The sequence below is a fragment of the Pontibacter cellulosilyticus genome (assembly GCF_014306105.1).
GTDB lineage: Bacteria > Bacteroidota > Bacteroidia > Cytophagales > Hymenobacteraceae > Pontibacter > Pontibacter cellulosilyticus.
In genome coordinates, this window is the sequence record NZ_JACRVF010000001.1 from 905,100 (window position 1) to 918,018 (window position 12,919).

General features: G+C 46.4%; 15 protein-coding genes. 8 read left to right on the plus strand and 7 right to left on the minus strand.

Going from position 1 to position 12,919, the window contains the following annotated elements:
* Window position 1: 1 nt before the first annotated feature.
* Window positions 2–709: an alpha/beta hydrolase gene (locus tag H8S84_RS03905; RefSeq protein ID WP_187065945.1), complete on the minus strand. Its 708-nt coding sequence runs from the start codon at window positions 707–709 to the stop codon at window positions 2–4.
* A 230-nt stretch (window positions 710–939) separates the two neighbouring features.
* Here H8S84_RS03905 and H8S84_RS03910 point away from each other — a divergent pair, with 230 nt between their 5' ends.
* Both H8S84_RS03910 and msrB read left to right on the plus strand, forming a co-directional pair.
* Window positions 940–1,275, plus strand: a complete 336-nt coding sequence (locus tag H8S84_RS03910; RefSeq protein WP_187065946.1) for a hypothetical protein — start codon at window positions 940–942, stop codon at window positions 1,273–1,275.
* A gap of 109 nt (window positions 1,276–1,384) precedes the next feature.
* Window positions 1,385–1,849, plus strand: coding sequence for a peptide-methionine (R)-S-oxide reductase MsrB (gene msrB / locus H8S84_RS03915; RefSeq protein WP_187065947.1), 465 nt, complete (start codon window positions 1,385–1,387; stop codon window positions 1,847–1,849).
* A 90-nt stretch (window positions 1,850–1,939) separates the two neighbouring features.
* Here msrB and H8S84_RS03920 read toward each other — a convergent pair whose 3' ends face one another.
* On the minus strand, window positions 1,940–2,674 hold the full coding sequence (locus H8S84_RS03920) for a hypothetical protein (protein ID WP_187065948.1): 735 nt from the start codon (window positions 2,672–2,674) through the stop codon (window positions 1,940–1,942).
* 376 nt (window positions 2,675–3,050) lie between these two features.
* On the opposite strand from H8S84_RS03920, the gene H8S84_RS03925 reads away from it, so the two are divergent.
* The 3 genes from H8S84_RS03925 to H8S84_RS03935 all read left to right on the plus strand — a co-directional run bounded on the left by H8S84_RS03925 (window position 3,051) and on the right by H8S84_RS03935 (window position 4,958).
* The gene (locus tag H8S84_RS03925) at window positions 3,051–3,941 is read left to right on the plus strand and encodes an SDR family oxidoreductase (protein WP_187065949.1); all 891 of its coding nucleotides are present in this window, start codon (window positions 3,051–3,053) and stop codon (window positions 3,939–3,941) included.
* Window positions 3,942–4,017: 76 nt separating this feature from the next.
* On the plus strand, window positions 4,018–4,428 hold the full coding sequence (locus H8S84_RS03930; protein WP_187065950.1) for a spore germination protein GerW family protein: 411 nt from the start codon (window positions 4,018–4,020) through the stop codon (window positions 4,426–4,428).
* Between the two features lie 23 nt (window positions 4,429–4,451).
* Entirely contained in the window at window positions 4,452–4,958 is a 507-nt protein-coding gene (locus H8S84_RS03935; RefSeq protein ID WP_187065951.1) for a VOC family protein, read from the plus strand.
* Window positions 4,959–5,030: 72 nt separating this feature from the next.
* On the opposite strand, the gene tcmP is transcribed toward H8S84_RS03935, so the two are convergent.
* Window positions 5,031–6,155 carry a three-Cys-motif partner protein TcmP gene (gene tcmP / locus H8S84_RS03940; RefSeq protein WP_187065952.1) on the minus strand — a complete coding sequence of 375 codons (1,125 nt, stop codon included), beginning with the start codon at window positions 6,153–6,155 and terminating at the stop codon, window positions 5,031–5,033.
* Window positions 6,156–6,428: 273 nt separating this feature from the next.
* Here tcmP and H8S84_RS03945 point away from each other — a divergent pair, with 273 nt between their 5' ends.
* On the plus strand, window positions 6,429–7,976 hold the full coding sequence (locus tag H8S84_RS03945; RefSeq protein WP_187065953.1) for a DUF3943 domain-containing protein: 1,548 nt from the start codon (window positions 6,429–6,431) through the stop codon (window positions 7,974–7,976).
* 63 nt (window positions 7,977–8,039) lie between these two features.
* Here H8S84_RS03945 and H8S84_RS03950 read toward each other — a convergent pair whose 3' ends face one another.
* Entirely contained in the window at window positions 8,040–8,609 is a 570-nt protein-coding gene (locus H8S84_RS03950; RefSeq protein ID WP_187065954.1) for a DUF1543 domain-containing protein, read from the minus strand.
* Window positions 8,610–8,749: 140 nt separating this feature from the next.
* Between H8S84_RS03950 and H8S84_RS03955 the strand changes: the two genes are divergently transcribed.
* Complete coding sequence (locus H8S84_RS03955) at window positions 8,750–9,175, plus strand: hypothetical protein (RefSeq protein ID WP_187065955.1); 426 nt, start codon at window positions 8,750–8,752, stop codon at window positions 9,173–9,175.
* Between the two features lie 198 nt (window positions 9,176–9,373).
* On the opposite strand, the gene H8S84_RS03960 is transcribed toward H8S84_RS03955, so the two are convergent.
* From H8S84_RS03960 to H8S84_RS03970, 3 genes are all read right to left on the minus strand, one after another.
* The gene (locus H8S84_RS03960) at window positions 9,374–9,613 is read right to left on the minus strand and encodes a hypothetical protein (protein WP_187065956.1); all 240 of its coding nucleotides are present in this window, start codon (window positions 9,611–9,613) and stop codon (window positions 9,374–9,376) included.
* 90 nt (window positions 9,614–9,703) lie between these two features.
* A complete protein-coding gene (locus H8S84_RS03965; RefSeq protein ID WP_187065957.1) occupies window positions 9,704–10,117 on the minus strand; it encodes a VOC family protein in 414 nt (137 codons plus the stop codon).
* A gap of 1 nt (window position 10,118) precedes the next feature.
* Entirely contained in the window at window positions 10,119–11,048 is a 930-nt protein-coding gene (locus H8S84_RS03970) for a 2-hydroxyacid dehydrogenase (protein WP_187065958.1), read from the minus strand.
* 178 nt (window positions 11,049–11,226) lie between these two features.
* Between H8S84_RS03970 and H8S84_RS03975 the strand changes: the two genes are divergently transcribed.
* A complete protein-coding gene (locus H8S84_RS03975) occupies window positions 11,227–12,786 on the plus strand; it encodes a protein adenylyltransferase SelO (protein ID WP_187065959.1) in 1,560 nt (519 codons plus the stop codon).
* The last annotated feature ends 133 nt before the right edge of the window (window positions 12,787–12,919 follow it).

Genomic DNA, 12,919 nt, shown 5'->3' on the forward strand with positions numbered 1-12,919 from the left:
GCTAAGCTTGTGCTCTGCCATCCAGAAACCAGTTGACCGCATCTTCCGAGATAGCAGCTGGTATCTCATGGCCACCATCAAATTCTGTAAACTTCACCTCGAGGCCCTGCTGCTGCAGTTGCGGCACAATGCGTCTGCCACACGGATCTATGGGCAGCACAGGATCTTCAACCCCATGCGAAATGAAAACGGCCGGCTTTCCATGCCTTTCCAGGGTATAAGCAAAGCCCGGCGAAAAAGCTATGATGTGTGTAAAAAGATCGCCGTTTGTCAGGCCCATGCTCAGTGCATACGACGCTCCGTCAGAAAAACCACCAATGGCCAACTGTTCTTTGTTGATAGCATATTGCGAGAACACCTCCGCCAGTGCTCCATCTAAGCTTATCACATCAGGCCCAAAAGAATGGTCGGCAATTATGTCCCAGGAATATGACCTGGAAGCCGGGGCAACAAGTATAATATTTAGCTCGTCAGCGTAGCGCCGCAACAACGAGAGTCCCTGCTCTGCCGGGGCACCTGCACCGTGCAGCATAACTGCCAGTGCGGCAGGCTGAGTGGGAGTATACTTTTCAGGGATGTACAGGAGCGTGTCTTTTTCTTTTGCCAAGCCAAGCGCATATACCCCTGCAGGCTTGTCTTCTTTTAGTGATAAAGCCTCTGTTCGTGCAGTTAAACGCCCTGTTTTATACTTGTCTCTTTCTGTAACCATATTTTCACCGCATTTAGTGGTAGCATAATTTTATATTACGATGATCCGGACTTAAGTATAAAAGCTGGGTTCAGGCAGCCAGAAGCAAGATTTGTCTGGCTTGAAGTACAGCAAATACAGCTATACCTAAAGAGGTTTCCTAATCCTATACCCGCTTTCCACCGTACAAAATGGTACCCTCCTATAATTAGGAGGTGTAAAACCAATTTTAAATCAAAAGAAGACAAACAATGAGTACGAATAATAGAAATATCGAAAACAAGGGAGATTTTAACCAGGATAAGAATGTGAGCGGACGTCCTGAGGGCACAGACAGAGGCCCGATTGCAGGTGGCGCAGATAACACACGCGGTGAGAACAAGAAAAGTGCAGAAGGATCCAGCGGTGGAGCAAAAAAGGGTAAAGACACACCTCAGAAAGACAGCCCGCAGGGTTCTAACGCAAACTTAACAACTACCAGCCGCGGTGCCGACAGCACTGACAAGGAGTTCAGAAACAATCAGCCTAATGCCAGCACTTTAAAAGGACACAAGAGCAGCTCAGGTTTAGGAAATGAAAAGCACTAGCCTGTAAGCCAAATGATAACAGCAAGCGGCCCGGCATTACTGCCGGGCCGCTTGTTTTACAGATATACCAGCTATAAAACAGGAACCTCTTGTGTAATGTTTAGAAAGTATGATGCGCTGGATAGACGTGCTGACATATGCTAAGTATGGTAACCCGGAGCCGCCTTATAAAGTGGAGAAGACGGAGAATGAATGGCAGCAACTATTGACACCGAAGCAGTATGAAGTAACCAGGTTAAAAGGCACAGAACCTCCCTACCGCAACGCTTACTGCCGTTTTTATGGGCCGGGCAATTATGTTTGTGTCGGTTGTGGCAGTTTGTTGTTTCGTTCAGAGACAAAGTATCATGCTATATCCGGGTGGCCTAGTTTTATGCAACCTGCATCTAAAGGAATACTGAAATATAGTTTCGACGATAGCCACAACATGCATAGAATCGAAGTACAGTGTAACGTATGCAGCAATCACCTGGGTCATGTTTTTAACGATGGGCCAGAGCCGGCCAGACTGCGCTACTGCATTAACTCTGAGAGCCTGGTACTGCAGGAGCCAGATAAAGATGATCAACCGTAACTATATACGCTTTTAGCTAAATCAGAAGTATAAAAAACACAGCCGCCAGAAACTGTGCTCTGGCGGCTGTTTATCTTTTAAACCGTTAGTTTACCAATCCGATCTACGGTTGTAGCGGTCGCGGTTACGTTCGTTATACCTGTCGTCTTCTCTTCTATAAGAATTTCTTTCATCTCTGAAGTCGCGGTTGCTGCGCGCACTGCGTTCCCTGTCTTCGTCGCGCATATTATAGCCGGTAGCCCCATAGCCCGTTCCTCCAAAGCTGCGGAATCCTCGGTTATAGCCTGTATTCTCACGGCCGGTGTTTCTAAACTCCTCATCAAAACGGCGCCCGCTGAAATCTCCTCTTCTTTGGTCAGGTCTGTCGCTGTCCTGGGTGGTATAGCCGCCGCCGCTGGAGCGTCCAAAATAGCCGTAGTTGCGGTTTATAAACTTGTCATAGTCTCCCATGCCGTTTCTTCTGCTTTCCGGCCAATAGCCTTCCTGGTGCGAAAAGCCCGGACCCTCGTTGCCTCTTGTGCCATAGTTAGAATGCCCGTAAGAAGAGCCGCCGCCTTGGTAGCTGCCTCCTTCGCCGTAGCGTGTGCCGTGACTCATGTCTCCGTAGGCTCTTGTTGCGTTTGATATTCGGTCAGATGAAGGTCGGTTGTAACGTTGCTCGTCACGGTCAGAGCGCTGTACATTTTGCCCAAAGGAGCCATACTTGCTTTGCGGCGTATAGCGCGACAGGCTGTTTGTATTTCCTGTTAAAGGATTACCGTACTGGTCAAAATCATCATATGCACTCTTACGCTGGCGATTCTCGTTTTCAAAGTTTCTATTCATAGCTATACTGTTAGTTTAAAAATACTCCCTTAATAAACGAAGCTTATGCTGCCATGTTGGGCTTATTCTGGTTTGTTCAGAATCTTAATTTGTTCCGGCTGCTACTTTATGATTTGTGGATAATACGCTAGTATAATTTTCAATGGTATTGGCTCACAATTTTGTAAACTTATGAAAGCACTATCTTAACTCGTCTATTTTCTAGAGTCCCGAAAAACAAACTAACAATCTGACATTTAAACCGTACAGAAATATTCTACTATATTTTTGCACACAACCCACACTACAGCTATTTATAGAGTAGCTGTTAGGTCGCCCCTGCCCTTACTCATACCATATTATTTTTCCAGATCTATAACTAGTTAAAAAAAGTGTTATGAAAATTCTTGTAATCGGAGGTACCGGAACTGTTGGTTCCGCAACAGTAAAAGAACTGCTTGCCCGCAACGCAGAAGTTTATGTGCTTACCCGCGACTCTGAAAAGGCTACAAATATGCCTGAAGGAGTAGAAACTGTGGTAGGCAACATTCTTGATCCTAAAACAGTGCGCTCGGCTTTTACAGGTATGGATGCCGTGTTTATGGCAAACCCGGTTAGTACAACTGAAACCAGCGAAGGCCTCTTTGCCGTGAACGGAGCGCGCCTGGCCGGGTTAAAAAAGATTGTTTACATGTCTATTCACGATTATGACAAAGCTTTGCATCTGCCGCACTTTGGGTCAAAACTATCCATCGAAGAAGCTATAAAACAATCAGGTATACCTTATACTTTCTTACGCCCAAATAACTTTTACCAGAATGACATCTGGTTTAAAGATGCGCTTTTACACCAGGGTGTTTATATCCAACCAATCGGAGACGTTGGTATTTCCAGAGTAGATGTGCGCGATATTGCTGAGGCGGCTGCCATAACCCTAACCACAACCGGTCACGAAGGCAAAGCAATAAATGTAGTTGGACCAAAGGCGCTCACAGGTCAGGACACTGCCAACATGTGGAGCGAAGCCTTAGGTATACCTGTTTCATACTTCGGCAATGACATGGATGCATGGGAAAATATGATGGTGCAGTTCATGCCGGACTGGATGGTATTCGACTTCAGACTCATGTTTGAGCATTTCCAGAAGGTTGGGCTGAAGGCAACACCAGAAGACTTAGAGAAACTAACAGCCTTGCTGGGCCATGCCCCAAGAAGCTTTGGCGACTATACCAGAGAAGCCGCTGCACAGTGGGCCGTAACTCCGGATAGTGTAGTAGCAGAAAGCTAAGCTATCTTAATAATCCCCTGCTGCAGTAACCTTACTGCAGCAGGGGTATTCAATTACACCCGTATAAACTGATACCATGAACCAGGACAAAGAAAAAGATACCACAAGCAATACTTCTGTGGCAGAACGGCTGGCAGAAAAGATTGGCATATCTGCCAATGCTTCACATATTTATGGCGACCCAGTAGAGCGCCACGGAACTACAGTGATTCCTGTGGCAAAGGCTGCTTATGGTTTCGGAGGCGGAAACGGCAACGAAGGATCTGGCGGTGGCGGAGGTATGTCGTTAACCCCGGTTGGCTATATTGAAATAAAAGAAGGTACCACCCGCTTCCGCAGCATCCGAGACCCACAAACAACCATGAAGATAGTAGCAATCGGTAGCTTGTTCTCTTTTTTGATAGCCAAAAGCATTACAAGCCTCTTTACACAAGACAACGACTACAAGGGAAAAAAGAAAAATAAGAAGAAGAAAAAGAAAAAGTAGCCCAGTCACTTGCCCCTTTAAGTATGAAGAACAAGTACACCATACCAGCGCAAACCCGGATTGGGCACGTGCACCTGAAAGTGGCTGACCTGGACCGCGCCATGAAGTTTTACTGTGATCTGCTGGGTTTTGAACTGACTACGATGTATGGGAAAGATGCAGCCTTTATTTCTGCAGGCGGCTACCATCACCACATCGGGTTAAACACTTGGTACAGCAAAGGTGGGTCGCCTGCGCCTGTGAGCAGCACGGGCCTCTTTCATACGGCCATCCTCTACCCTACACGAAAAGACCTGGCAGCTATACTTAAACGGTTAATTGAGGCTGACTATCCGCTTGCCGGTGCGTCAGATCATGGTGTTTCAGAAGCTTTATACTTATCAGACCCCGACCAGAACGGCGTAGAACTTTACTGGGATCGGCCTCGAGAGAAATGGCCTCAGCACGAAGACGGCTCACTGCACATGTATACCCGCCCATTAGACCTGCAAGACCTTTTATCCGAACTGGATCAGGATTCACAGGATTAATTAAATGTTAGGTTCTCCTACTGCTCTTGCTGCTCCTAATTTAGCGGCAGGTGAAGGCAATCAAATATCAGCCTATTTATAAGCGATGATCGAAGAAAAATTAACCTTGCGCATCGGTTTTCTGCTGATCGGGTTGATAGACTCTACCACCCCCTCTTTTCTAAGGTTTTCGAATGCCTCCAGGTAATTGCCCCGAATGTAGTTGGTGCCAATGTTATGGTGCCTGTAAATGCTATCAAGGGGCAGGTTGTGGTAAAACGATGCTTTACCTGCCAACTCAGAAATCAAGTTTTTAATAGAATACCGATATTGCTCCTGGAAGAGGGATAACTGGTGCTTGATGTTGGCACCGAAGAGAGGCACACCGTCTTCCTGGAAATCGCTGTAGGCAAGCATCAACTCCTTCATCTTCATGTAGGCCGTGTCGGTTTTAGACACAAAAAAGAGGTAATGGCTGGTTTGGTGCTTCTTCGGTAAACTAATTTTAAAGCGGAAGGTCTTGTAGTCTCTTTCTTTGAAGATATCCTCGAAACTGTCTACCATAAAATCCTCGCGCTGCGAAGCATCCTGGTAACGCTCGCAAAACTCTTTTATCCGGGCAATACGCTCAGCTCCGAAAATATCAGTGAGCAGGTCATCTGGTCCGGCATTGAGTATGGCAGGGCGCATTTTGGCAGGGCTAAACAGCATAAACACATCTAACCCCCAGCGTTTAACAGACTGTAGCAGAATCTGCTGCGCGAAAGTATAGCCAAACGGGTCGGTATACATCAGTGCAGGCGTATCAGTACCCAGCAATTTTGCGAGCAGGCTAAAGTTTACTTCCTCGTTAAGTATAACCGGTTTATAGATCAGGTTTTCGTAGTATGGCAGGGCCTCCAGGTTCTGCTTCAGCTTTTGAGTTACTGTTGGCTTTTCGTCTGTAAAAAAAGTACGAACGATCTTGTTCAGGTTAAACTTATCAGTGGCTCCGAAAATACTGTTCAAGATCTTTACAGGAGTTGCTGGGTTGCCCTTTTCGACCTTCCCTTCACCGGCAAACAAATCGATATACGCCAGCGCATGGTTAGACTTGTACCGTTGCCCCTGAAGTATGGATGTACACCAATCTTTAAAGAAATCATTCAGAATCTGTGACTTGATCTCAGTTGTATCCCGCTGCGTGGTAAAAAAATCGCTGGTATCTACAGTAGACATGATATTGTAAGCGTGCTTTAAAGAAGTATGAGTGCCTCTGACAAAACACAAAGTTAAGGCTGATTTTGGATTGCGCTCTAAAATATTGGATGAAAAGAACAATTGCCATCACCCAAACCTGAAACACCTGCTACAGCTAAACATTTATACTAGTAAAGTACCACCTGCACCACCCCATCCTCGTATTAGGCTCATATGTGTCCGGTAATTTTACAAAAGGAGCAACCAGAATGTATACCTGCTCCCTTCACCGCACACCTGAAGCACGACCACATGAAACGCATACATACCATACTTTTCCTGTTGCTAGCAACTTTTGTTATGGCACAGGAAAAAGCAGCCCCTGATACCATAAACCCTGCTAAAGGCAACCGGGAACTACAGCTTAAGTTGATAAAAGCACGAAAGGAAAAGCTGTTCTCCGACTCATTGGGCCTGCAAAACTCAACCAAGCAGCAACTAGACTCCACCCGTTACAACAGCTACGGCGATCTGCTGCACGATGACCCGCAGTATAACCCACGGCAACCCTTATGGAAACCTGCCGCCCAGGTTCTTGGTGTAAACGCGCTGTTTATGGGCTACAACCGCTACATAGCAAAAGCAGACTATGGCTACGTGAGTCCCAGCACCTGGAAAACCAACCTGACAACGGAGCCTGAGTGGGATACTGATGGTTTCAGAATCAACTTTATCGGCCATCCTTATCAGGGCACTTTATACTTTAACGCGGCAAGGTCGCAGGGTTACAACTACTGGCAATCGCTGCCCTTTGCAGTGGCTGGTAGCCTTACCTGGGAGTACTTTGGTGAAAATACGTTGCCCTCCTACAACGATATGGTATATACTCCCCTGAACGGCGCGGCACTTGGGGAGATCTTGTACCGCGTAAGCTCAAACATTTTAGATGACCGTACCAGAGGCCGCGAGAGAGTGATGCGTGAACTGGCAGCCGGATTGATTAACCCGGTGCGGGGGTTAAACCGACTGCTGCAAGGCAAAACATCACAGGTTACAAATGCAGAGGTTTATGAAAAAGACCCGATGAATGTAACACTATTTGCCGGAGTGCACCGCCTTAACGTGGACGAAAATGATGTGTTTGGAGCAGGCAGCAACAACGCTATGCTAAACGTGCAGCTGGACTATGGCACTGCTTTCGAGGCGCACAAACCATTCGATCTTTTCCGGCTGCGCACAGAGTTAAGTATAGGCAGTGCCGATACGGTAGGTGGCATTATCAACAACATTACAGGCTATGGATTTCTGTTTGGCAAGCCTTCCAGCATAGGAAAGCTGCAGCTACTTACCGGCGCCTTTCAGTACTACGACTATTGGGACACACGCAACTTTGTTTTAGGTGCACTGGGCTTTGGAGGAGGCGTTTTCTCACAATTACCACTAAGCAAAGAGATCAACTTATACACAAACGCACACTTAGGAGTTATTCCGCTGGCCGGCAACAGTACACGATCTGCCCCCGACTCGCTGGGCCTCCGCGACTATATTTACGCAACTGGCCTACAGGGCAAAGTTGAGAGTACGCTGAGTTTAGGAAAGTATGCCTCTGTTGCTTTTGTTTACTACCATTTCTGGTTGAATACTTTCAAGGGGCTGGACGGGTATAACTCCATCGGCATTATAAGGCCACGAGTAACGCTCAGGCTGTTTAAAAACCTAAGTGTTGGCTACGAACACTTTGGCTATACCACTGATAGAAACCTTCGCGACTTTGCAGACCAGTACAATGTTATCACTGATCAAAAAGTATTTCTGCAGTTGTTTCTTGAGAACCCTCAGCGGCGCGGAAGGTATAACTAAATAAGTTGCGAATATCCAACGCTAGCATCAATCAATCGCAACTTGAGTAGCATAGGCTATTTGCTATAACTTGTGCAGTTGAAAATAACCCAAGTGTATTTCGTCTTCAGGTAGTTCAGTAATGGGTGATAGAAGTATACTGTACTGCTGCTTTATTTCCTCTGGCAGCATTTCTTTTACAAGTTGCATGTCGTCTACGTCTACGCCATACTTATCATCTATGTGTGAGGCTGCGCCTTTAAAACCGGTGTGCTTGTAAAAAGCTGATCTACGGGCTTGCGTAGTTGCATCTGCCATATCCGGGGCCACTACCAGCATCTTGTAATGGAACTCATCAAACTCTCCCGGCTTGTATCCTCCAAGGTTCAGGAAGAAAAGTTTGTCAGGTCCCTCCACGTTTATGCTTTCACTCTGTTGCCTTGGCACTACTTTAACTGCATAGCCGTCTACAAAGTTAACTTCGCGCCATGCATCTACGTGCAGGTTATTCTTTGCTTCTGGCCAGAATGTTTTAATAGCCGGTACAAGGTCTTTCATAGTTTCTCCTATCCCGAAAAACATGTCGTGTTGTTCGGTGTTGCGCCCCGGAGGTCTGCCCCCGAGCATCAACATAAATAGTTTAGGTTGTTGCATGTGGCAAAGCTACATAATTACTAGAATTTATACTTGCTGCCTGCTTCTGCACTACATAAACTGTTATGCAAGCGTAGAAGCAATATTAGTTGTAACTTTGGGCAACCCAACAGCAGCAAAAACGCACAGCACTACTTTACATGAGACTAGTCGGCAATATAAGTGACATCAAAAACAAACGTGACAGCAAAAACGCTGACATCGAAATATACATTAACAAGATCGAGTACATCACCTACAAAAAAGATGGCAAGTACTTTCAGCCTTTCGACTACGAAGTAGAGCTGGATATACCCTTCGTACTAACCGGCGACTGCCTGTCCCAGACAAGCAACAGCCAGCCCAAAGAAGGCGAGTATGAATTTAATGTGTATGAGAAAGTGGATGGGAAGTATGAGCTTAACCCGAACAAGCAGCTTTCGGTGTCTACTACCTACGTGGAGGAAGCGGGAATTTTAGTGCTAACCTCAGTTTATTACACGGTGGTGATCTCGAACGAGGAGTTTCAGGAGCTGAAGCGCAAGGGACACAAAGAACGGGTGGCTAAGAAAGGTAAAAAGCGATAATCACCGCTAAATAAGAAAGTATAAAAGCAAAAGACCTGCCTTAATCTAACTTAAAGCAGGTCTTTTCATTTTTTGTATCTCGTACAAACTCGATAAAGATAAGAAAGCTTCTACAAGCTTTATTCAGGTATTTAGCCTGTCTGTGCGATAACAAAAAATATATCGTCTATTAAAGTATACGTTTCCGTTTTTCTAATGTTAAGCCGTTTGGTCATTTTCTTCCTCATGATAATCAGGCTGACGGCCAGTATAAATTGCAAATGCCACTAAACCGATTCCGGCAGCTAGCAGCACATACTGCTTTTGTCTGTTCGAGAGGCCATTATAGAAATCCAACCCGTGCTTGCCTGGATCTTTTAATATATCAGCTATCTGCGATGGATTCTTAACCAAACCCTCTAGTGTGTTCATTGTGTCGTTCGTGCTGTTCGATTCCATAAGTCTTTTGTGTTTATAAAAACAAGTACGTCTATATATACGCTTAAGGTTTTGAAAGCACTATAAAGTATAAAAGCAATTTATGGCTACCTAAGACGCAAACACTTCATCTGCATTTTTAAAAGCCTTAAACTCCAGCGGGTTGTTGCTCAGGTCGAGTACAAACATGGTGCGCTGCTCTCCTACCTGTCCTTCGTAACGGGTGTGTGCTTTTACAACAAATTTTACGTTGTGCCTGGTCAGGTTTTCCTGCAACTCATCGAACTGCTCGTAGCTAAGTATACAGCCAAAGTGCGGCACCGGCACGCTTACTCCGTCCACTTTACCGCAGTAATCCAGCTCCGGAATGTTACTGATTACATGTGCCGAAAGCTGGTGTCCGAAAAAGTCGAAATCGATCCAGTGCTCCGTGCTGCGGCCTTCCTGGCAGCCCAAAATCTCTACATAAAACCTGCGAGTAGATTCGATGTCCTTTACTTTAAAAGCGTAGTGAAAAGCATTCATGTTAATATCCTTTGGTTCGTGAAACAACATTAATCAACGGCTCCTTCTGATGAAGCCTGTCGTAGTTCTGTAATATCTGCTTTGCTGCTGAGGCCGGATTGGTAACGCTGGCGATATGCGGCGTTACGTCTACTTTAGGGTGAGACCAGAAAGGGTGCTCCTTCGGCAATGGCTCCGTTCTGAAAACATCCAGGCTCGCCCCTGCTAAATGGCCTTTATCCAGCATCTCCAATAGGTCTGCCTCCACCAGGTGCTCCCCTCGGGCTACGTTTATCACATAAGCTCCCTGCGGCAGTTTCTCAAAGGTGGTTTTATTTAAGATATTGGCTGTTTCGGAAGTGAGTGGCAGCAGACAGATAAGCACATTGGAGGTGGCCAGAAAGTAGTCCAGCTCATCAGCTCCGGCATAAACAGGAATTCCTTCGATACTTTTATGAGATTTAGCCCAGCCCTGCACACTAAAGCCGAGCTTCTTTAGTTGCGTGGCTGCCTCGGCTCCTAGTACTCCCATACCCATTACGCCTACGGTAAGGTCGCGCTGGCGCAGGTATGGCTTTGGCTGCCAGTTGCCCTCCTGTTCTGCAGCCTTATATGCCGAAAGTCCCCGCATGTAGTTCAGCACAACAGCTGTCGTAAAAGTAGCCATATCGTTGGTTAGATGCTCATCCGTTACCCGGGTTATTAGCACATCTTCCGGCAGCTCCGGATCTTTGAGAATGTGGTCTACGCCGGCTCCCATCGATGCAATGCACTTCAGGTTTGGAAATGCTTTGAAAGCACCTAAAGGATGGTTCCAGGTGATAGCAAACGTTATCTCTTCTTCAGAACCGGTATCAGGGTAAACACGCAGGTCCAGTTCCGGTCTTTCTGATTTAATCGTTTCCAGCCAGGGATTTATGTCCCGCCCACGGCTTATTAAAAGTATAGACATCGCAATTAGTTAGAGTTGTTGTACTTGCAGCTGTAATGCCATTGATAAAGCGACAGCGAAGTAAGTATAGACTGCAAGCTAACACATCTCCTGCAGTAAATTCCGGTAAAAATTAACTTATCTTGTCAAAATCTTGTTAAAAGGTGACGTAAAAAATTTTAGAATTAAAGTGAAGCAGATGGAGAGCCTTAGCTCAAAAGCATATAAAAAAGAGTTTGTAACAACGTTTTCCGGTGATGACAGCGGCGACCTTACACCGCGCCAGACACCGGGTGCACTTTATAGTAAAGCAGTTCCGACTCCGGTAGATAAAGTAATCCTGCTTGCCTGGTCTGATGACTTAGCCACTAAGCTCGGTATACAAAAACCGGCAGAGCAACAGGAGGTGGACATACTTGGCGGCAATCATGTTACTGATACCATGTACCCTTATGCAGCGTGCTATGCCGGCCACCAGTTCGGCAACTGGGCTGGGCAGTTAGGCGATGGCCGCGCCATTACACTGGGCGAGTGGGAAACTGCCCCCAAACAAAGCTGGGAGCTACAACTTAAAGGAGCCGGACCTACACCCTATTCCCGCCGTGCCGATGGTAGGGCCGTAATACGATCTTCTGTGCGGGAATACCTGATGAGTGAGGCCATGCATAACCTGGGAGTGCCCACCACCCGTGCTTTAAGCCTGGTAACAACCGGTGAGCCTGTGCTCCGCGACATGTTCTACAACGGCAACCCTGCCTATGAACCGGGTGCCATTGTGATGCGTGTGGCGCCAAGCTTTCTAAGGTTTGGCAACTTTGAAGTGCTCGCAGCCAGAAAAGAAATAGAAAATCTTAAACAACTTGTAAACTGGACCATTGATCGCTATTACCCACACATTACCGGTGAGGATAAGGTGCTGAAGTGGTTTAAGGAAATAGTGGATCGTACGGCAATGCTGATAGTAGAATGGATGCGCGTAGGTTTTGTGCACGGCGTAATGAACACCGACAACATGTCTGCACTTGGACTTACTATAGATTATGGTCCCTACTCTTTTGTAGACGACTACGACCCTAACTTTACGCCTAACACCACCGATTTACCAGGTCGCCGTTACGCCTTCGGTAAGCAGCCATCCATTGCTTACTGGAACCTGGGTTGCCTGGCCGGTGCTTTGGCCCCGCTTTTCCCGGATACAAAACAGCTTGTTGAGGTACTGGAGACTTATAAAGATGTTTACTGGCCGAACTACTACGGCATGATGGGCAAAAAACTTGGCCTAGACCAGGTTTCCGGAGAAGACATTAAACTGATAAAAGAACTGGAAGAGACGCTGACAGCCATCAAACCTGACATGACTATCTTCTTTCAGTTGCTGATAGAGTTGCCATTGGATATGACCGATGCATCAGCGGTTACGCAGCACTTTAAGCAGAGCCTCTACAATGACTTAAGCGAAACGGAACAGGAGAAACTTTATACTTTCATCCAGAAGTACGTAACGCGTATTAAGGCAAACACCTGCAGCCGCGAGGCATCGCAGGAACTGATGCGCCGTACCAGCCCACGTTTTATACTTCGCAATTACCTGCTTCACCAGGCTATAGAAGAGCTGGAACAAGGAAAGGATGATTTGTTTACTAAGCTTCAGCAGGCGATGAAGGAGCCATACTCTGATAAGTATGATGAATTCTTCCAGACAAGGCCGGAATGGGCAAGTCAGAAAGCTGGCTGCTCTATGCTGTCTTGTAGTTCGTAATAAGTTACACAGTATATTAAATGCAAAAGGGGAAAGCGTCTATCGTTTTCCCCTTTTGCATTTATTCAACCAATCATTTTCTTCGAACTTCGTATGTTAGGAAGCGCAGGTGCTGCACCTGCCCAACCTACAC

Coding starts and splice junctions, on each gene's coding strand:
- H8S84_RS03905 (WP_187065945.1), bottom strand. CDS start 709: ATGGTTACAGAAAGAGACAAGTATAAAACAGGGCGTTTAACTGCACGA.
- H8S84_RS03910 (WP_187065946.1), top strand. CDS start 940: ATGAGTACGAATAATAGAAATATCGAAAACAAGGGAGATTTTAACCAG.
- msrB (WP_187065947.1), top strand. CDS start 1,385: ATGATGCGCTGGATAGACGTGCTGACATATGCTAAGTATGGTAACCCG.
- H8S84_RS03920 (WP_187065948.1), bottom strand. CDS start 2,674: ATGAATAGAAACTTTGAAAACGAGAATCGCCAGCGTAAGAGTGCATAT.
- H8S84_RS03925 (WP_187065949.1), top strand. CDS start 3,051: ATGAAAATTCTTGTAATCGGAGGTACCGGAACTGTTGGTTCCGCAACA.
- H8S84_RS03930 (WP_187065950.1), top strand. CDS start 4,018: ATGAACCAGGACAAAGAAAAAGATACCACAAGCAATACTTCTGTGGCA.
- H8S84_RS03935 (WP_187065951.1), top strand. CDS start 4,452: ATGAAGAACAAGTACACCATACCAGCGCAAACCCGGATTGGGCACGTG.
- tcmP (WP_187065952.1), bottom strand. CDS start 6,155: ATGTCTACTGTAGATACCAGCGATTTTTTTACCACGCAGCGGGATACA.
- H8S84_RS03945 (WP_187065953.1), top strand. CDS start 6,429: ATGAAACGCATACATACCATACTTTTCCTGTTGCTAGCAACTTTTGTT.
- H8S84_RS03950 (WP_187065954.1), bottom strand. CDS start 8,609: ATGCAACAACCTAAACTATTTATGTTGATGCTCGGGGGCAGACCTCCG.
- H8S84_RS03955 (WP_187065955.1), top strand. CDS start 8,750: ATGAGACTAGTCGGCAATATAAGTGACATCAAAAACAAACGTGACAGC.
- H8S84_RS03960 (WP_187065956.1), bottom strand. CDS start 9,613: ATGGAATCGAACAGCACGAACGACACAATGAACACACTAGAGGGTTTG.
- H8S84_RS03965 (WP_187065957.1), bottom strand. CDS start 10,117: ATGAATGCTTTTCACTACGCTTTTAAAGTAAAGGACATCGAATCTACT.
- H8S84_RS03970 (WP_187065958.1), bottom strand. CDS start 11,048: ATGTCTATACTTTTAATAAGCCGTGGGCGGGACATAAATCCCTGGCTG.
- H8S84_RS03975 (WP_187065959.1), top strand. CDS start 11,227: ATGGAGAGCCTTAGCTCAAAAGCATATAAAAAAGAGTTTGTAACAACG.